This window comes from Variovorax sp. RA8 (genome assembly GCF_901827175.1).
Lineage (GTDB): Bacteria > Pseudomonadota > Gammaproteobacteria > Burkholderiales > Burkholderiaceae_C > Variovorax.
The window spans coordinates 2714729-2732743 of sequence record NZ_LR594662.1; the positions used below are offsets into that span (position 1 = coordinate 2714729).

An 18015-nucleotide genomic window follows, 5' to 3' on the forward strand; every position below is an offset into this window, starting at 1 on the left:
ATGTCGTCTCTCGATGTTGCTCTCGTTCAGTCATTCAGGCGGCAACGCTTTCGTGGCCGGGCGGCGCGGCCGCGGATTCGCCGGCGGGCAAGGGACTGTGCCATGCGCGCAGCACCGCGTAGCTGCGCCACGGCCGCCAGGCCTGCGAGGCCTCTGCCGCGGCGCGCGCGGAACTCACGCGCAGTGCCTTCTGCAGCGCGACGTCGCCGGCCGGGAAGGCATCGGGCCAGCGCAGCGCGCGCATGGCGATGTACTGCGCGGTCCAGTCGCCGATGCCGGGCAACTGTTGCAGGGCGGCGAGGGTGCCCGGCACGTCGGCGCCGGCATGCAGGGCGAGCCGGCCTTCCAGCACTTGCGTCGCGAGCGCGATCAGGGCGGACTGCCGCTGCCGCACGATGCCCAGCCGGCCGAGCGCATCGCCACTCGCGGCTGCGAGGGCCGCGGGGGTCGGGAACAACCGGTCCAGTCCCGCGACCGGCGTGGCGATGGGCTCGCCCAGCGCCTGCACCAGCCGCGTGCCCAGCGTGCGGGCGGCGGCGACGGTGATCTGCTGGCCCAGCACGGCGCGCACCGCGAGCTCGAAGCCGTCGAGCGTGCCGGGCACGCGCAGCCCGTCGCCCTGCGGGAAGCTGGCGTGCAGCGCGAGGTTGATCGCCATCGGGTCGGCGTCCAGGTCGAGCATCGCGCGCACCCGGCTGATCACCGTCGGCAGCACCGCGGCCAGCGAATCGCCGACCTGCAGCAGCAGATGCCCGCGCTCGCCGTCGAAGCGCAGCTGCAGCCAGCCGGCATGCACGCGCTCGCCCTGCGCGACGCGCAGCGTGCGGGCCAGCCGTGGCGTTCCGCCCACGTCGTCGATGGCCTCGACGCCGCCCAGCGCGCGGCGCGCGAAGAAGCCCAGCATTGCGGCAGCGTCGTAGGGCGGCCGGTAGCCCAGGCGCACGCCGACCGAGCCGCCGCCGCGTTCGCCAGCCGCGGCACCGGCCCGCCGCAGCGCGCTGGGGTTGAGGCCGTAGTGCGAGACGAAGGCTGCGTTGAATCGGCGCACGCTGGCGAAGCCGCTGGCCAGCGCCACCTGCGTCATCGGCAGCCGCGTGTCGGCGATCAGTTGCTTGGCCGCCAGCAGGCGGCGCGTCTGCAGGTACTGCAGCGGCGAGACGCCGAACTGCGCCTCGAAGATGCGGCGCAGGTGGCGGTCGCTCACGCCCAGGCGCGCGGCGATGCTGGCGGCGCCGGGGCCGTCCTCGGCCCAGGCATCGGGCTCGTCGATCAGGCGCGCGGCCTGCAGGGCGAGGATGCGCGATGCGTCCTCCGTGGACCAGCTCGCGGCCCGCGGCGCCAGCTCGGGCCGGCAGCGCAGGCAGGGGCGGAAGCCCGCAGCCTCGGCCTGGGCCGCATGCTGGAAGAAGCGGCAGTTCTCGCGCCGCGGCAGCTTGACGCGGCAGACCGGCCGGCAGTACACGCCGGTGGAGGTCACGCCGGTGAAGAAGGAGCCGTCGAAGCGCGCGTCGTGGGCCTTCATGGCCAGGTAGCAAACGTCGCTCTCGAGTGCTGCGGCGGGGGAGGCGGTCGAAGGAGCCATGCCTTGGATGATACGGAGCGCGATGCGCAGGAGTAGCCATTTCCGGACATCTGGCAGCAGGAGCGCATGCCTACAATGGTCCTCATTTTTCGAACTCATCCGAAGGGAAGCCCATGCAGCTCAGCGCATCGATCTTCAAGGCCTATGACATTCGCGGCGTCGTGCCCACCACGCTCGACGCGGAGGTTGCCGAGGCGCTCGGCAAGGCCTTCGGCAGCGCGGCGCGCGCGGCCGGCGAGAAGGCGGTGGCGGTCGGGCGCGATGGGCGCCTGTCGGGCCCGGCGCTGGCGGAGGCGCTGATCCGCGGGCTGGTGGCCACGGGCATCGAGGTGATCGACGTCGGCGCGGTCACGACGCCGATGCTGTATTTCGCGGCCCACACACTCGCCAGCAGCGGCATCCAGGTAACCGGCAGCCACAACCCCAAGGACTACAACGGCTTCAAGATGGTGCTGGCCGGCCGCGCCATCTACGGCGACGAGATCCAGGGCCTGCGCCGCGTGATGGAAGCCGACAGCGCAAAGCTGGCGCCCGGCGGCAGCGTGCGCAAGGCGGATGTCACCGAGGCCTACACGAAGCGCATCGTCGAGGACATCAAGCTCGCGCGGCCCATCAAGATCGTGGTCGATTCCGGCAACGGCATCGCGGGTGCATCGGCGCCCGCCATCCTGCGCGCCATCGGATGCGAGGTGACCGAGCTCTACAGCGAGGTGGATGGCAATTTCCCCAACCACCATCCCGACCCGAGCAAGCCCGAGAACCTGAAGGACCTGATCGCGGCGCTGGCCACAGGCGATGCCGAGCTCGGCCTGGCCTTCGACGGCGACGGCGACCGCCTTGGCATCGTCACCAAGGACGGCCAGAACATCTTCCCCGACCGCCAGATGATGCTGTTCGCGCAGGACGTGCTGTCGCGCGTGCCGGGCGGCACCATCGTCTACGACGTGAAATGCACGCAGCGCCTGGCGCCCGCGATCGAGGCCGCGGGCGGCAAGCCGATGATCTTCAAGACCGGCCACTCGCTGATCAAGGCGAAGATGAAGGAAATCGATTCCCCGCTCGGCGGAGAGATGAGCGGCCACATCTTCTTCAAGGAACGCTGGTTCGGCTTCGACGACGGCACCTACGCCGGCTGCCGGCTGCTGGAGATCCTCAGCAAGACGCCCAACGCGAGCGACACGCTCAACGCGCTGCCCACCAGCTTCTCGACGCCCGAGCTCAACGTGAAATGCGCCGAGGGCGAGCCGCACGGGCTGGTGGAGCAACTCGTGAAGACGGCGAAGTTCGATGCGCCGGCCAAGGTGTCGACCATCGATGGCCTGCGCGTGGACTGGCCCGACGGCTTCGGCCTGATCCGCGCCTCCAACACCACGCCGGTGCTGGTGATGCGCTTCGAAGGGCAGACGCAGGCAGCGCTCGATCGCATCCAGCACGACTTCCTCGCGCTGCTCAAGGGCGTGAAGCCCGACGCGACGCTGGCCGAAGCCGCGCACTGAACCCGGATTCCTTTTGTTGAGCGTGCGTTCGCTGCTGCTGCGCCTCTACGGCGTCTTCACCACCCTCGCGCAGCCGCTCGTGCGGCGCAAGCTGCGCCGGCGCGCCGTGGCCGAGCCCGGTTACGCCCATGCGGTCGAGGAACGTTTCGGCCGGTATGACGAGGCCGCGGCCGGCACCGGCTGGTGCTGGGTCCATGCGGTATCGCTGGGCGAGGCGCGCGCCGCCGGCATCCTGATCGCCGAGCTGCGGCGCCAGTACCCGGGCATCCCGATCCTGCTCACCCACGGTACCGCCACCGGCCGCGAGGAGGGCGCCAAGCTGCTGGAAGAAGGGGACCTGCAGGTCTGGCAGCCCTGGGACGCACCGGCCGCCGTGGCCAGCTTCCTGGACCGCTTCCAACCGCGCATCGGCGTGCTGATGGAGACAGAGGTCTGGCCCGAGCTCACGGCGGCCTGCGCCGAGCGCGGCATTCCGCTGGTGCTGGCCAATGCGCGCTTGAATGAGAACTCGCTCGCTTCGGCCGAGCGCCTCGGGTGGCTCGCGCGTCCCGCATACTCCTCGCTGGCCGCCGTCTGGGCGCAGACCGAGGCGGATTCGCACCGCCTTGTCTCGCTGGGCGCCAAGGTCGAGGGCGTGTACGGCAACCTCAAGTTCGACGCCACGCCCGATGCACGCCAGCTCGCAACCGCGGCGCGGCTGCGCGGCCAGCTGCCGCGGCCGGTCGTCATGCTCGCCAGTTCGCGCGACGGCGAGGAGGCGCAGCTGCTTGATGTGCTCGCGCGCTTCGGCGCGCTGTCGCCGGTGCCACCGGCGCAGGACGCGGTGCAGTCCATCGCCAGGCGGGTGCACGAGGTGCAGTGGATGATCGTGCCGCGCCACCCCCAGCGCTTCGACGAGGTCGCCGCGCTGATCGAGGCGCGCGGCTTCGCAGTCGCGCGGCGCAGCGCGGCCGGTGCGCCGGCCGAGTCGGAGATCTGGCTCGGCGATTCGCTGGGCGAGATGGCGCTCTACTACGGCTTGGCCGACGTGGCGCTGCTGGGTGGCAGCTTCGAGGCGCTGGGCGGGCAGAACCTGATCGAGGCGGCGGCCTGCGGCTGCCCGGTGATCATGGGGCCCTCCACCTACAACTTCGCGGAGGCCGCGGAGCTTTCGCTTGCGGCCGGCGCGTCGCTGCGTGTGAACGACATGGAGCATGCGGTCACGGCGGCGCTCAAGCTGGTCGAACAGCAGGATCGCCGCGAGGCGATGGCCGAGGCGGCGCAGGCCTTCGCCAATGCCAACCGCGGCGCGGCGCAGCGCACGGCCGCCGCGTTGCTGGCGATCGCGGAGGCGGCGCCGGAACGGCGCGCCCCGCAAGAAGAGCGGGCCGAGCCGAGTCTGGAGTAACGCGGCTCAGCCTGCCACGCAGGACTTCACCGTGAAGGGCGCCGGGTCGCCGCCGAAGTAGGCATTTGTGCAACTCACCGTGCCAGTGACGGTCTTGGTGATCCAGCGCGTGTCGGCCCCGTACTTGACCACAGTGGAGCTTGAGACCGTGAAGCTGCCGCCCTCCGGGGCGAGCACGGTGCCGGGTGCTGGCGCTGGGGCTGGAGCTGGAGCTGGAGCCGGGGCTGGAGCTGGAGCTGGAGCTGGAGCTGGAGCCGGGGCTGGAGCTGGAGCCGGGGCTGGAGCCGGGGCTGGAGCTGGAGCCGGGGCTGGAGCTGGAGCTGGAGCTGGAGCCGGGGCTGGAGCTGGAGCTGGAGCTGGAGCTGGAGCTGGAGCTGGAGCTGGAGCTGGAGCTGGAGCTGGAGCTGGAGCTGGAGCTGGAGCTGGAGCTGGAGCTGGAGCTGGAGCTGGAGCTGGAGCTGGAGCTGGAGCTGGAGCTGGAGCTGGAGCCGGGGCTGGAGCTGGAGCTGGAGCCGGGGCCGGAGCCGGGGCTGGAGCTGGAGCTGGAGCCGGGGCCGGAGCCGGGGCTGGAGCTGGAGCTGGAGCTGGAGCCGGAGCCGGAGCCGGGGCTGGAGCCGGAGCCGGGGCTGGAGCTGGAGCCGGAGCCGGAGCTGGAGCCGGAGCCGGAGCTGGAGCTGGAGCCGGGGCCGGAGCTGGAGCCGGAGCCGGAGCCGGAGCGGGCGCCGGAGTCATGCACGACTTGGCCGTGAAGGGCGCCGGGTCCGTCCCGAAGAAGGCATTGGTGCAGCTCCCGCTTCCGCTCACCGTCCGTGTCACCCAGCGCGTGTCTGCGCCGTAGCGAACCAGCGTCTCTGTCGGAACCGTGAAGGTCTCGCCTTCCTTTGCGAGAGTGATGTATGTCGCGGGGGCCGGTGCAGGCGCAGGTGCGGGTGCAGGCGCAGGTGCAGGCGCAGGCGCAGGCGCAGGCGCAGGCGCAGGCGCAGGCGCAGGCGCAGGTGCAGGCGCAGGTGCAGGTGCAGGTGCAGGTGCAGGGGAGGGCGCCGCGCTCGCGAAGCAGGACTTCGCGGTCATCGGTGCCGGATCGACGCCGAAGAACGTACTGGTGCAGCTCGCGCTGCCAGAGACGGTTTTGCTGGTCCAGCGCGTGTCCGCACCGAAGCTCACCAGGGCCGGGCTGGCCATGCTGAAGCCGCCGCCCTCGTTGGCAACCAGCTTGTCACCGGAAGCCGGCTGGTTGCCGGGCACCACGCCCGCGGCCTGCGGCGTCAGCACCTCGCATGCCTTCGCCACGCCCGGTGCCGGATTGGCGCCGAAGAATTCGTTGGTGCATGCCACGGTGCCGGTTGCGGTCTTCTGCACCCAGCGGCTGCCCGTGCCGTAGCGCACCGTGGTGGCGGCCGGCAGCGTGAAACTCTTGCCTTGGTCGACCGCCTTGGCCCAACTGGCATCGACCTTCATGATCTTGGCCACCGAGGGCACGCCCGCGCTGTCGATGACGAAGAGCATGTAGTAGCCGATTGGCACTGTGTTCGGCCCTTCGTTCAGCGTGATGCTGACGTTGGAACTGCCTGCAGCCTGCGTGAAGGGCAGCTCCAGGAAGCGCTGCTCGAAATTGGTCGAATGCGTGACCGAGCCGGTGCGGACCAGCGTCACGCGCTGGATCGCACGGCCCGACGCCACCGTGATGCCGAAGGTCGCGCCGAGGTCCACCTTGGCTGGCGCCGAGTTGATCAGCGGCCGCGCCTGCTTCTGGCCGTTGCTGTCGAAGAGGTAAGGCGGCGAGTAGATCTCGGCGTTGAGGTTGACAACCGGGCCCGGCGAGCCGCCGCCCACCGAGAGCACCGTCGCATCCGGAAGAAGGATCGCCGACGAGTGATAGAGGCGCGGCTTGGCGGCCGAGGCACCGGTGGTCCAGCCGTTGGTTTTCGGGTCCCAGATGAGGGTGGAGAAGGCGGTATCGACCAGCACGTTGTCCTCAGACGAGCCGCCGGTGACGGCCACCTTGCCGTCTGCCAGCACGGTCGCGGTGCTCCAGACGCGGTTGGTGCCGGGCCCGGCGATCTGCGTGATGACCGGCGCGGCGCCGTTGACGTCGACCACCATCGCGCCGCCTTCGTCGTCGACCATCATCATGCGGCCCCGGTCGAAGAGAGCCCAGGGCAGCATCCAGTCGGTGTTCCTTGGCAGTGTGCCGATGGTGTCCATCGTCTCGGCCTCCACGTCGAGGCTGTGGAGGGTGCTGCCGCTTGCGATCACAACCTTGCCGTTAGGCGCCAGGAAGCCCCGCGGGTAGTACCAGTCCGCGGGCCAGTTGGCGATCTTGGACAGCGTCCTCCAGCCCGACCCGGGCGTGTAGAGCTCCGGCGGCCCGGCGCCGGCGGCGGTTTCGTCGATGCCGGCCGCGGTCAACACCCGGCCGTCCGCCAGCGGGAACAGCGAGCCGTACCATCGCGCGTATTGCATGGGCGTGCCGGAGGCCTTCAGTTCCAGCAGCAGCGGGTCGAACAGGTTGGTGTCGCGCACGCCGAGGTTCACCGGCGTGCCGTCGTTGAGGCCTCGTGTGTCGCCCCCCGCGAGCAGCACCTGGCCGGTGGTCGGCAGCATCACCTGCGCGTTGCAGAAGAGGTCGGTGCGGGTGGAATGCTGCAGCAGGCTGTGCGCGTTGGTGGCGGGGTTCCAGACGTCGTAGTAGAGCTGCGCGCCCTGCTTGCCGTCGGGGTCGGTGCCGTAGCTCATGATCTTGCCGTCCGGGGTCAGGATGGCGTGGATGGCATTGATCGGCCAGCTGCTGGCGGAAGACCACTGGCCCAGCACCCCCGGCCCAGCAGAAGTGCCCGCCTGCAGATCCGACGTCTTTCTCCTGGGGCCGTCGCCCCGGTCGATCGGCGCAGGCACGTCGCGCTCGCGCGCGCGTTCGCGCTCGATGTCGAGCAGGGTGCGTACGGCGCGCCGGGGCTTGCCGGGCTTGGCGGCCGCGTCGCTGCCGCTCGGGCCGGTCTGGCCGCCGCTGCTGCTCCCCTCCGGCGCCGCGCCAGATGTTGCCGACAGGGCGGAGGCTGTACCGCCACTGCTGCCTCCGCCGCATCCCGCTATCAAGGCCGCCACCGAGACCGCGACCAGGGTGAGGCGAAAGCAAGAGGTGGAGCGCTGCGAAGACATCGGTGATCAGGTTCGTAAGGTGTGAATACTTTGTAGTTATATCCTCGCAAACGTAACGTTTTCCGGAAACGCGGTGCTTTCCTACGCCCCTGCGCGAGCTCGCGGAAGGCAGCGTCCTGGCGACCATGTCGGCACGGCGCAAGATGGTCTCCGTTTGGAACTGGCAGGCGGGTCCGGTTACTGACCGATGGCATTGCACTTCATCACAGTTAAAGGAACGCTACATGCCAACGACATCGCCCAGGGAGAACCCTGTCGCCTCGCTCTATTTACAGGCCCTGCACGAGCTCGCCGATTCGATCGGCCTCGAGCCCTCCGAGATGCTCAAGACCGCCAGCGTCGAAGCCGACGGGACGCGCTTTTATTTTCAGGACCATACGGAAGACGAAGGCCAGACACTCAGTGTGCTGGCGGAACTAGGTGAAATTCCAGCCGACGCCGAACTGGAAATGCTTCGCCAGCTTCTCGAGGCCAATTCGCACCTGGCCGCGCAGTCCGGCACCTACGTGCTCATCCCCGGCACGAGCCGTGCGGCACTGCGCATGCATGTTCAGCTCGAGGAAGGGGCTCCCAATGGCGAGCGCGTTCTCAATGTCATGAAGGGCCACCTTGCTACCTGCTCGGCCGTTCGGCACCTGGGGACCCCTCCGATGTTCGAGCCCAGAGCGCAAATGGTCGATTCGGCGCTGGCCTGAGGAGGAGGCATCATGATCACTCAACTGCAATCTCGAGCCAGCTCAACCCTGTCCGTGTCGTCCGTCTCTGCGTCCGTGTCAGTGACGCAAACGCGAACCGCCGTATATGCCGGCTTCATGTTGGGCTCGCGCCTTCCGGCGCCGCACAATCCAGGCTACAACGCAGGCTTCATCGCCGGTTTCGTCGCGTACAGGGCGACGGTGACGATGCAAGTCTCAATCCGTGCGAGCTATCGCTTCTCGGCCTGTTCCCAGGCTCGGCCCCAGACAAAAGACCCTGTTCGTGCGCTTTTCGAGCGCACCCGAGAGCTTCCGGCCGGCGCCATGCTCTTCGCGCAGACGACGACGTACCGGGCCACGACGGTTTCGATGCTGTACTTCGACTATGTCTGCACGCAGGCGTCCGCGCACGCCCGGGGCGCTCGTCCGAGGCCGATGCCTGCGCACACGCCAAGGCGACTGGAACCGGCCAATGCGCCTGCCGCTCCCGCAGCACCTCCCATCAAACCGGTGCCGCAGGCCGCCAACGCGACTGCACCGGCTCCGGTCCCGGCATCTTCGGCTCCGGCTTCCGAACCGCCCGGCGCAACGGTTTCGCTGAAGCCAGTTGAACCGTCGAAGACCTCGGATCCCTTCGACTGGGTGAAACTTCCGAACAAGGAAATTGGGCATCGCTACGAAGTCTGGAACGCACTTGGACGGGAAAAGCCGGCGCGCGTCAAAGTCTCCTTGAAGGCGTCCCCGCAAGAGCCCAAGATCTTCACCCCTCGGACGATTGACCAGAAGGGCTTGTCGTTCAGCGCCGTGAATGCGGACGGCACGCCGGAAGAAATCGCTTTCGGCGACGTGAGTCGCTTGGAAGTGCTCAGCGTGTAGGCGGCAGGATCACCGGCGGCGGAGGCGGCGAGGGCATCGTCGGCGCCGTCGGCGCGAAAGGAGGCGTCTGGACAGGCGGGACCGGCGGAATGAGGACGGGTGCGCCCGGTGGCCGCCCCCTGGTGGCCGGCTCCGAGGCTGGCGGCTGCGGCGGCGTCACAGTCATGTCGACGGCCGGGCGGCCATCGGTCGCCAGCGTGCCGTTGATCGCACGCAGGTCATCCGGCGTCAGCGTGCCGTTCGCCTGGCGCAGCCTCAGGTTACCCAGGAGCACGTTGTAGCGCGCCACGGCGAGGTCGCGTTTGGTCTGGTAGAGCTGGCTCTGCGAGTTGAGCACGTCGATGTTGATGCGCACGCCCACCTGGTAGCCCAGGCGGTTGGCATCGAGCGCGCTCTGGCTGGAGGCTTCCGCGGCTTCGAGCGCCTTCACCTGGCCGGCGCCGGAGACCAGGCCCAGGTAGGCGGCGCGGGTGGCCTGGGTCACGCTGCGGCGCGTGGATTCGAGCACCGAGCGCGACTGATCCTCCAGGGCCAGCGTTTCCTTCACGCGGTTCTCGATCGCGTAGCCTGCGAACAGCGGCATGCTGAAGGTGACGCCGATGGTTGCGGCATTGATGCGCGACCGGGTCGTGGTGGTGCTGGTGCCCTGCGGATTGTTGTTGACGTTGTAGCCCAGGCTGGCATCGATGGTGGGCTTGTGGCCGGCCTGCGCCTTCTGCACCTCGAGCGATGCCACGTCCAGGCCGAGGCGCGCCTGGCGGATGGAAGGATGCACGTCCTCGGCCTGCGCCACCCAGGCGTTCATGTCGGCGGGCGCCACCTCGGGCAGTTGAACCGGCGCGGCCAGCGGCACCGGCACGCTGCCGGGGCGGCCGACCAGCTGGTCGAGCGCGATCTTTTTGACCTGGAGGTCGTTCTCGGCCGCGATCTCCTGCGACACCACCAGGTCGAAGCGCGCCTGCGCCTCGCGCGTGTCGGTGATGGTCGAGGTGCCGACCTCGAAGTTGCGCTTGGCGGCCGCCAGCTGCTCGGCCACCGCGACTTTCTGCGCGCGAACCAGCGACAGCGTGTCCTGCGCGGAAAGCACGTCGAAATAGGCTTGGCTCACGCGCACCACGAGATCCTGATCGGCGATTGTGAGCACCGCCTGGGCGATCTCCACCTGGCGCTTGCCCTGCTCGTAGGTGGCCCAGTTCGCGGGCCTGTAGAGCGGCTGGATGGCGTTGATGCCCGCGCTCTGCGTGTTGAAACCGCGCGAGGCGTCGCCGGCGGGCGTATGCACGTCGAGCTCGGTCCGCGAGGCGCCGGCGGACAGCCCCACGCTCGGCAGGATGCCGGCCTTGGCCTGGGCGGCGCGCGCCAGGTTGGCGTCGTACTGCGCGCGGGCGGCCTGGTAGGTCGCGTCGTACCCGCGAGCGGATTCATAGAGCTCGATCAGGCTCTGGCCGTGTGCCGGCAATGCGATCGCGGCGGCGAGGGCCGCCGTGAAGGGAAGAAGCCGGAGCACGGGCATGAAGAGTCCTTGATCAGCAGGGGGAAGCGAGGCGTCTCAGTAGCGTGGAACGGAGGGGTCGTGCTGGATCGACCAGGCGTCGATGCCGCCGGCGACGTTCGCCACCTCGGCGAAGCCGTTCTGGGCGAGGAAGGCGGCCACGCGCTGGCTGCGCGCGCCGTGGTGGCACAGGCAGGCGATGCGCTGGCCGGGGTCGAGCTCCGAGAGGCGCGCCGGAATCTCGTTCATCGGAATGGCGACCAGCGTGAAGCCCTGCGGCACAACGCTCGCGGTCTGGCGCTCCCAGGGCTCGCGCACGTCCAGCAGCACCGGTGCCGCGGCCGCATCGAGGGCGAACCAGTCGGCCAGCCGGGCGGGGGGGACTTGGTCGACCATCAGAAGACGAAGCGCGAGGGCGCCGGGAAGTTGAGCAGGCGCGGCACGATCGTGTCCCACGGCTGGGTGATGTCCCACTTGCCTTCGCCCACGCGGGTGACGAAGTGGGCGCGCATCATCGGCTCGTCGCCCACGATTGCGGCCAGGCGGCCGCCCATCTTGAGCGAGCCCATCAGGCCCTGGGGCAGGCGAGCGACCGAGCCGCTGAGCACGATCACGTCGAAGGTCGGGCCGCTGGCCAGCGGCACCGAGCCGTCGGCGTTGCGAACTTCGACGTTGCTCACGCCATTGCGGCGCAGGTTCTCGGCCGCCACCGCGGCAAGGCCGGGATCGATCTCCAGCGTCAGCACCTGCGCCGCGCGGTGTGCGAGCAGCGCGGCCATGAAGCCGGAGCCGCTGCCGATCTCGAGCACCGTCTCGTGCTTCTTGATGTGCAGGTCCTGCAGCATGCGGGCCTCGACCTTCGGCGAAAGCATGCACTGCCCGGGCTCCTTGTGGGTGGCGCCTTCGAGCGGGAGCTCCATGTCGAAGAACGCGAGGCTGCGATGGGCCTTGGGCACGTAGTCCTCACGCCGGATCTGCGCGAGCAGATCGAGGATCTCGTGGTCCAGCACATCCCAGGGGCGGATCTGCTGTTCGATCATGTTGAAGCGCAGGCGCTCCAGGTCGTGGGTGGCATTCATGGGCGCGTTCATGGGGTGTTCCTCGTGCCTATCTGGATGTTGGGGGTCGATTCAGGACAAACTTTCAATTCTAGGGGCCGGCGTTGTCGCGTCCGTGTCGGCGCGCTGCGCCGGCTTCTTCTCGCCGCGCCAGATGCGCCTGGTCCACATGGCGAGGTCGTCCATGTAGCAATAGACGACTGGCACCACCACCAGCGTCAGCAGCGAGGACGTGATCACGCCGCCGATCACGGCCTGGCCCATGGGCGCGCGCTGCTCCGAGCCTTCGCTGAGCGCGAAGGCCAGCGGCACCATGCCGAAGATCATGGCCAGCGTGGTCATCAGGATTGGGCGGAGCCGCACGCGGGCGGCCAGCAGCAGGGCCTCGGCGCGAGGCAGGCCCGGCGTGGTGCTGCCGTCGGCGGCGAGCACCGGTTCGCGCGCGCGGATCGCGAAGTCCACCAGCAGGATCGCGTTCTTGGTCACCAGGCCCATCAGCATCACGATGCCGATGATCGAGAACATCGACAACGTGGAGCCGAAGAGCATCAGCGCCAGCACCACGCCGATGAGCGTCAGCGGCAGCGCGGTCATCAGCGCCAGCGGCTGCAGGAAGCTCTTGAACTGGCTGGCCAGGATCATGTAGATGAAGATGATCGCCAGCGCCAGTGCCGACACCGCATAGCCGAAGGACTCCTGCATGTTCTTGGTCGAGCCGCTGAACTGCCAGCCGTAGCCCGGCGGGAAGGCGATTGCCGCCAGCGCCGTGCGGATGTCGGCCGAGACCTCCCCGGCCGAGCGGTGGGCGACGTTGGCGTTGATGCTGACCTCCCGCGCCAGCGCGCGCCGGTTGATCTGGTTGGGCCCGGTGGTCTCGCGCACCTCGGCCACCTGCTGCAGGCGCACGATTCGGCTGGAGCCGTCGGCGTTGGCGCCCATGGCCGTGCTGACGAAGGGCAGTCGCGCCAGGTCGGCCGGCGAGTTGCGTACCTCGGGTGCGAGCCGCACGTTGACGTCGTAGGTCTGGTCGTCGGGCGCGCGCCAGTTGCCCACCGTGGTGCCGGCCACCAGCGTGCGCAGGGCGGCGGCGATCGGCGCCACGCCCAGGCCCAGGTCGGACGCAGCGTCGCGCCGCAGCACCACGCTCACGGTCGGCTTGTTGGGCTTCTGGCTCGAGTCGAGGTCGACCAGGCCGGGGATCGGGCGGATGGCCTCCATCACCCGCTGCGTGAGCCGCTCCAGCTCCTGCAGGTCGGGGCCCTGCAGCGAGAACTCGATCTGCTTGTTGCCGCCCACCGAGTCGCGCAAGCCCACATGGGTGACCGTGATGCCGGGGACGGTGCGCAGGCGTTCGCGCAGCACCGTGGACATCTGGTCCACGCTGCGGCTGCGGTCCTTGCGGTCGACCAGGCGCACGTAGATGCTCGCGTAGATCTTGCCCTGCGCGTCGCCGGTGTTGATGGTGCTGAGCGTGTAGCGCACCTCGGGCATCTCGCGCAGGACGCCTTCGACCTGCCGGGCCTTGGCCTCGGTCACCTCGAGCGAGGAGCCGACCGGGGTGTGGAAGTTGATGGCGGTTTCCGAATAGTCGGCCTTGGGCACGAACTCGGTGCCCAGCAGCGGGACCATCGTCACGCTGAGGACGAAGATGCCGATGGCCGAGAAGACCGTCGCGAGCCTGTGCGCGAGCGACCACCGCAGGATGGACTGGTAGCCCTCGCCCAGGCGATCGGTCGCGCGGTCGAACCAGCCCGTGACGCGGCCGATGGTCCGGTCGTAGAGGCCGGCCTTGCGCTGCGCCTGCTGCCCATGCGTGTGGATGGACGGGTCGTGCCACACGCTCGACAGCATCGGGTCCAGCGTGAAGCTCACGAACATCGAGATCAGCACGGCCGCCACGATGGTGATGCCGAACTCGTGGAAGAACTTGCCGATGATGCCTTCCATGAAGCCGATCGGCAGGAACACCGCGACGATGGACAGCGTGGTCGCCAGCACCGCCAGCCCGATCTCCTGGGTGCCGTCCAGCGCAGCGGCGTAGGGCGCCTTGCCCATCTGCACGTGGCGCACGATGTTCTCGCGCACCACGATCGCGTCGTCGATCAGCAGGCCCACGCACAGCGACAGCGCCATCAGCGTCACCATGTTGATGGTGAAGCCGAACATTGCCATGAACCAGAAGGTGCCGATCAGCGCGATCGGCAGCGTCAGGCCGGTGATCACGGTCGAGCGCCACGAGTTGAGGAACAGAAAGACGATCAACACCGTGAGCAGGGCTCCCTCGAGCAGCGTCTTGCGCACGTTGTCCACGGCCACGCGGATCGGCCGCGAGGCATCGCTGATGGGCTCCAGCTTCACGCCCGGCGGCAGCTGCGGCTGGATGTCCGCCAGCGCCTTGCGCAGGCCGTCCACCACCTGGATGGTGTTCTCGTCCTGCGCCTTCTGCACCGACAGCAGCAGCGTGCGCTGGCCGTTGTAGAGCGCGAGGCTGTCGATCTCCTGCGCGCCGTCGCTCACCCGCGCCACCTGGTCGATGCGGATCGGCGCGCCGCCCTTGCGCGCGAGGATGATGCGGCCGAAGTCCTCGGGCCGTTCCATGCGCGCGTCGATCTGCACCACTCGCTCCTGCTCCAGCGAGCGCACCGCGCCCACCGGCAGCGCCTGGTTCTCGCCGCGCACCGCCTCCACCACCTGCTGCGCGCTGATGCCGAAGGCCTCCATGGCCTGGGGATTCAGGTAGATGTTGATCTCGCGCTTGGTGCCGCCTACCAGCGTGACGGAGCCGACGCCGCGCACGTTCTCCAGGCGCTTCTTCAGGACCTGGTCGGCCCAGTTGGTGAGCTCCACCGCGCTCGGCTGCGTGCCCTTTCCACCGTCCGGCAGCACCGCGACCGACCACACCGGCCGCGAGGCCGGGTCGAAGCGCAGCACGCGCGGCTCCTTGACTTCGTCGCGGAACAGTGGGCGCACGGCCGCCACCTTCTCGCGCACGTCGTCGGCTGCCTTGCGCCCATCCACGTAGAGCTGGAACTCGATGATCACGACCGACTGGCCCTCGTAGCTGCGCGAGGTCAGGGCGTTGATGCCCGCGATGGAGTTGACGCCTTCCTCCACCTTCTTGGTCACCTCGCTCTCCACGATCTCGGGCGAGGCGCCGGGGTATTCGGTGATCACCACCACCACCGGGAAGTCGATGTTGGGGAACTGGTCGACCTGCAGCCGCTGGTACGAGAAGATGCCCAGCACCACCAGCGCCAGCATCAGCATGGTCGCGAAGACCGGGTTCTTCAGGCTGACGCGGGTGAACCACATGGTGTCAGGGCGCCGTGGCCGGTGCCAGGCGCACGGCCGTGCCCTCGCGCAGCGGGCCGACGCTGCCGGCCACCACGACCGCGCCGTCGTCGATGCCCTGGACCGCGACCAGCGTCTGGCCGCCGACCTGGCCGCGCGCGCCGGTCTTGATCTGGCGATGCGCGATGCGGCCCTCGATCACCATCTGCACATAGGGCGCGGGCTTGTCGATGCGCACCGCCGACAGCGGCAGCGCGAGCCCTTCCGTGCGCCCGATGTCGAGAGTGCCCTGCGCGAACAGGCCCTGGCGGAAGCCCTCGCTGCGATCCAGCCGCAGGTAGACCAGCACGCTGCGGCTTCCGGCCTGCGCACTCGGGTTCACGCGCACCACGCTCGCGCCCACGCTGCGCTCGGCACCGGCGGGGCCGATCCCGCCGCTGCCTTCGATCTGCAGCGCCGCGCGCTGGCCCACCCGCACCGCGACCGAGTCGGCCGCGGACACCGTGGCCTCGAGCTCGATGCGGCTCAGGTCCACCACTTCGATCACCCGGGCGTCGACCGAGACGCGCTCGCCGTTCTGCGCCAGGCGCTGCGCTACCTGGCCGCTGAGAGGGCTCGTGAGCACGGTGTCGCTGAGCGACTTGTGCGCCATCTCCACCGCCGCGAGCGCGGCGCGGTGCGTGGAGCGCGCGGCATTGAGGTTGGACTGGGAGGTGTCGAGCGCGGTGCGCGAGATGAAACCCTGCTCCACCAGCGCCTTGTTGTTGTCGTACGTGCGCTGCGCGACCTCGGCCTGGGCGCGTGCGCTCTCGGCCTGTTCCTGGGCCTGGCGCACGCGCGAGCGGTATTCGGTGGGCTCGATGCGGGCGATCACCTGGCCGGCCTTCACCGTGTCGCCCTCGCGCACCGCGAGGCCCACCAGCTCGCCGGGCACGCGCGCCTTGACCAGGGCCGAATCGACCGCCCTGAGCGTGCCCGAGACCGCCAGCGTCTGCGCCAACTCGCGCCTGGTCGCGCGCACCGCGTCGGCGGGGGCCAGCTGCACGACGGTCTCGACCGGCGCCCCCGCGGAGGCGGCAGCCTGCTGCGCACGGCGCGCCTCGAGCGCGCGCAGCACGCCCGCGGCGAGAAGCACCAGGGCCAGCGCCGCGGCGGCCCATTTCCACCGGCGTTTCATGGCCCCGCCTTCGGCGGCATGCTGAGGCCGTGCAGCACGGTCTCGGCCTGGATCGCGAGGTACTTCTCGGGGTCGATCTCGGACTCGCCGTCGACGCAGATCATGGCCGAGTGCTTCCACAGCATGAGGAAGATCATCGGCGCGATCACGGCGTAGATCGCATGGTCCACGTCGACCGGCGCGAACTCGCCGCTGTCGATGCCGCGGCGGATGATGCGCCGGAGGAGCGCGTGCCCGGGCCGCACCACCTCCTGGCGGTAGAACTCGGCCAAGTCGGGGAAGTTGCGGCCTTCGCTCAGCATCAGCTTGGTCAGGCCGGAGGCCTTGGTGGACCCCACCCGCTCCCACCAGACGCGCATGCAGTAGCGCAGCATGTCGGAGGTGCTGCCCTCGAAGACCTCGAATTCGGCGTTCCACTCCGTGAAGCGGCCGGCCAGGTTCTCGATCACCACCGCCTTGAACAGCTCTTCCTTGCTCGGGAAGTAGAGGAAGAGGGTGCCCTTGGAGACCCCGGCGCGCGCCGCAACTTCTTCCGCACGGGTGGCGGCGAAGCCCTTGTCGACGAAGAGATCCAGCGCCGCCTCCAGCAGCTCTCCGGGACGCGCCTCCTTGCGGCGCTCGCGCTTGGCGCGTTCGGGGAAGAACTTGTCGCTGATGAAGCGGGAGGCGGGCATCGGATTTTTAATGACTGACGGGTTAGTAATGTAGTGAGGGCGTCCGGGCCCGTCAAGCCGCCACAATGCGGGGTTCTGCCACTCGAGCCCACGGAGAGTCCATGCCCACGCCATCAACGAACACCGAGACCATCGTGCTGGGCGGCGGCTGCTTCTGGTGCACCGAGGCGGTGTTCGACCGCGTACAGGGCGTGCTGGACGTCGAGTCGGGCTACAGCAACGGCGAGACCGTCAACCCCAGCTACGAGCAGGTCTGCACCGGCCGCACCGGCCATGCCGAGGTGGTGAAGCTGGTCTTCGATCCAGCGCAGATCACGCTGCGCGAGGTCCTCGAGATCTTCTTCGTGGTGCACGACCCGACCACGCTGAACCGCCAGGGCAACGACGTGGGCACGCAGTACCGCAGCGGCATCTACTACGGCGACGAGGCGCAGAAGCAGGTGGCCGAAGAAGTGATCCGCGAAATCGAGGCGAGCAAGACCTATCGTTCGCCGGTGGTGACCGAGGTCGAGCCGCTGGCCAACTACTCGGCGGCCGAGGCCTACCACCAGGACTATTTCCTGAACAACCCGAACCAGGGCTACTGCGCCTTCGTGGTCGGGCCCAAGGTCGAGAAGTTCCAGAAGACCTTCGCGTCAAGGCTCAAGAAGGCCTGATCCGGCATTCCGCCTCGTCGATGCCGTCCATTCCCTTCATGCCGTCCATGCGTTCGGCAGCCCGTCCCGCCAAGGCCCGCGCACTGTTGTGCCTGCTGGCGTTCGCGTTGTGGTTCGCGGCCACGCTGGGGCTGGTGCACCGGACGGTCCATGGCCATGCGGGCTCGCATGCGCCGAGGGTCGCCGTGGTCGAGGCAGGCGAAGCGGACCATGGCGCCCATGGGCTTTCGGCGCTCTTCGGGACCCACACCGACGCCGAGTGCCGGCTCTACGACCAACTGTCCCACGGCCCGGCCGCGCTCGGCGTGCCGGCCGTGGTGCTGCCGGCCCTCCTGCCGGCCGCCGTCTTCCTCTACCTCGAAGGCGAAGTACTCGCCCGCTGGGTCGCGCTGTTCGACGCGCGCGGCCCGCCTTCCGCTCGCTGAATCCGCCTTGACGGCCGGTTGCTGCGCTCGCTGGCGAGCCGCGGCCG

The 18015-nt window shown here is 69.2% G+C and carries 14 protein-coding genes; 6 read left to right on the top strand and 8 right to left on the bottom strand.

Annotated features, from left to right (window positions below; genetic code table 11):
* Positions 1 to 34: 34 nt before the first annotated feature.
* Positions 35 to 1582: a DNA-3-methyladenine glycosylase 2 family protein gene (locus tag E5P3_RS12790; protein ID WP_162586324.1), complete on the bottom strand. Its 1548-nt coding sequence runs from the start codon at positions 1580 to 1582 to the stop codon at positions 35 to 37.
* Positions 1583 to 1695: 113 nt separating this feature from the next.
* On the opposite strand from E5P3_RS12790, the gene E5P3_RS12795 reads away from it, so the two are divergent.
* Both E5P3_RS12795 and E5P3_RS12800 read left to right on the top strand, forming a co-directional pair.
* Positions 1696 to 3078: a phosphomannomutase/phosphoglucomutase gene (locus tag E5P3_RS12795; RefSeq protein ID WP_162586325.1), complete on the top strand. Its 1383-nt coding sequence runs from the start codon at positions 1696 to 1698 to the stop codon at positions 3076 to 3078.
* Positions 3079 to 3100: 22 nt separating this feature from the next.
* Positions 3101 to 4465 (top strand): 3-deoxy-D-manno-octulosonic acid transferase, encoded by a 1365-nt coding sequence (locus tag E5P3_RS12800; RefSeq protein WP_162589665.1) that lies wholly within the window; start codon positions 3101 to 3103, stop codon positions 4463 to 4465.
* 6 nt (positions 4466 to 4471) lie between these two features.
* Here E5P3_RS12800 and E5P3_RS12805 read toward each other — a convergent pair whose 3' ends face one another.
* On the bottom strand, positions 4472 to 7624 hold the full coding sequence (locus E5P3_RS12805; protein ID WP_162586326.1) for a galactose oxidase-like domain-containing protein: 3153 nt from the start codon (positions 7622 to 7624) through the stop codon (positions 4472 to 4474).
* A gap of 224 nt (positions 7625 to 7848) precedes the next feature.
* Here E5P3_RS12805 and E5P3_RS12810 point away from each other — a divergent pair, with 224 nt between their 5' ends.
* Entirely contained in the window at positions 7849 to 8319 is a 471-nt protein-coding gene (locus E5P3_RS12810) for a hypothetical protein (RefSeq protein WP_162586327.1), read from the top strand.
* 12 nt (positions 8320 to 8331) lie between these two features.
* A complete protein-coding gene (locus tag E5P3_RS12815; RefSeq protein WP_162586328.1) occupies positions 8332 to 9195 on the top strand; it encodes a hypothetical protein in 864 nt (287 codons plus the stop codon).
* On the opposite strand, the gene E5P3_RS12820 is transcribed toward E5P3_RS12815, so the two are convergent.
* Genes E5P3_RS12820 through E5P3_RS12845 form a run of 6 tightly spaced genes read right to left on the bottom strand, consistent with a single transcriptional unit; the run spans position 9185 to position 16887 of the window.
* Entirely contained in the window at positions 9185 to 10708 is a 1524-nt protein-coding gene (locus tag E5P3_RS12820) for a TolC family outer membrane protein (protein ID WP_162586329.1), read from the bottom strand. The two genes, E5P3_RS12815 and E5P3_RS12820, sit on opposite strands and share 11 nt — an antisense overlap.
* A gap of 36 nt (positions 10709 to 10744) precedes the next feature.
* On the bottom strand, positions 10745 to 11083 hold the full coding sequence (locus E5P3_RS12825) for a rhodanese-like domain-containing protein (RefSeq protein ID WP_162586330.1): 339 nt from the start codon (positions 11081 to 11083) through the stop codon (positions 10745 to 10747).
* Positions 11083 to 11766, bottom strand: coding sequence for a protein-L-isoaspartate O-methyltransferase family protein (locus E5P3_RS12830; protein WP_162589666.1), 684 nt, complete (start codon positions 11764 to 11766; stop codon positions 11083 to 11085). Before E5P3_RS12830 ends, E5P3_RS12825 begins: the two co-directional genes overlap by 1 nt.
* Before the next feature lie 51 nt (positions 11767 to 11817).
* A complete protein-coding gene (locus tag E5P3_RS12835; protein ID WP_162586331.1) occupies positions 11818 to 15057 on the bottom strand; it encodes an efflux RND transporter permease subunit in 3240 nt (1079 codons plus the stop codon).
* Between the two features lie 4 nt (positions 15058 to 15061).
* Positions 15062 to 16213 carry an efflux RND transporter periplasmic adaptor subunit gene (locus E5P3_RS12840; RefSeq protein WP_162586332.1) on the bottom strand — a complete coding sequence of 384 codons (1152 nt, stop codon included), beginning with the start codon at positions 16211 to 16213 and terminating at the stop codon, positions 15062 to 15064.
* The gene (locus tag E5P3_RS12845; RefSeq protein WP_162586333.1) at positions 16210 to 16887 is read right to left on the bottom strand and encodes a TetR/AcrR family transcriptional regulator; all 678 of its coding nucleotides are present in this window, start codon (positions 16885 to 16887) and stop codon (positions 16210 to 16212) included. The genes E5P3_RS12840 and E5P3_RS12845 overlap by 4 nt, the downstream gene beginning before the upstream one ends.
* A 101-nt stretch (positions 16888 to 16988) precedes the next feature.
* Here E5P3_RS12845 and msrA point away from each other — a divergent pair, with 101 nt between their 5' ends.
* Together msrA and E5P3_RS12855 are read left to right on the top strand one after the other, a co-directional pair.
* Positions 16989 to 17543: a peptide-methionine (S)-S-oxide reductase MsrA gene (msrA, locus tag E5P3_RS12850; protein WP_162586334.1), complete on the top strand. Its 555-nt coding sequence runs from the start codon at positions 16989 to 16991 to the stop codon at positions 17541 to 17543.
* A gap of 47 nt (positions 17544 to 17590) precedes the next feature.
* Complete coding sequence (locus E5P3_RS12855) at positions 17591 to 17968, top strand: hypothetical protein (RefSeq protein ID WP_162586335.1); 378 nt, start codon at positions 17591 to 17593, stop codon at positions 17966 to 17968.
* Positions 17969 to 18015: the final 47 nt, after the last annotated feature.

Bases quoted from the DNA above. Each gene is read 5' to 3' on its own strand.
- E5P3_RS12790 (WP_162586324.1), bottom strand. From the start codon at position 1,582: ATGGCTCCTTCGACCGCCTCCCCCGCCGCAGCACTCGAGAGCGACGTT.
- E5P3_RS12795 (WP_162586325.1), top strand. From the start codon at position 1,696: ATGCAGCTCAGCGCATCGATCTTCAAGGCCTATGACATTCGCGGCGTC.
- E5P3_RS12805 (WP_162586326.1), bottom strand. From the start codon at position 7,624: ATGTCTTCGCAGCGCTCCACCTCTTGCTTTCGCCTCACCCTGGTCGCG.
- E5P3_RS12810 (WP_162586327.1), top strand. From the start codon at position 7,849: ATGCCAACGACATCGCCCAGGGAGAACCCTGTCGCCTCGCTCTATTTA.
- E5P3_RS12815 (WP_162586328.1), top strand. From the start codon at position 8,332: ATGATCACTCAACTGCAATCTCGAGCCAGCTCAACCCTGTCCGTGTCG.
- E5P3_RS12820 (WP_162586329.1), bottom strand. From the start codon at position 10,708: ATGCCCGTGCTCCGGCTTCTTCCCTTCACGGCGGCCCTCGCCGCCGCG.
- E5P3_RS12825 (WP_162586330.1), bottom strand. From the start codon at position 11,083: ATGGTCGACCAAGTCCCCCCCGCCCGGCTGGCCGACTGGTTCGCCCTC.
- E5P3_RS12830 (WP_162589666.1), bottom strand. From the start codon at position 11,766: ATGAATGCCACCCACGACCTGGAGCGCCTGCGCTTCAACATGATCGAA.
- E5P3_RS12835 (WP_162586331.1), bottom strand. From the start codon at position 15,057: ATGTGGTTCACCCGCGTCAGCCTGAAGAACCCGGTCTTCGCGACCATG.
- E5P3_RS12840 (WP_162586332.1), bottom strand. From the start codon at position 16,213: ATGAAACGCCGGTGGAAATGGGCCGCCGCGGCGCTGGCCCTGGTGCTT.
- E5P3_RS12845 (WP_162586333.1), bottom strand. From the start codon at position 16,887: ATGCCCGCCTCCCGCTTCATCAGCGACAAGTTCTTCCCCGAACGCGCC.
- msrA (WP_162586334.1), top strand. From the start codon at position 16,989: ATGCCCACGCCATCAACGAACACCGAGACCATCGTGCTGGGCGGCGGC.
- E5P3_RS12855 (WP_162586335.1), top strand. From the start codon at position 17,591: ATGCGTTCGGCAGCCCGTCCCGCCAAGGCCCGCGCACTGTTGTGCCTG.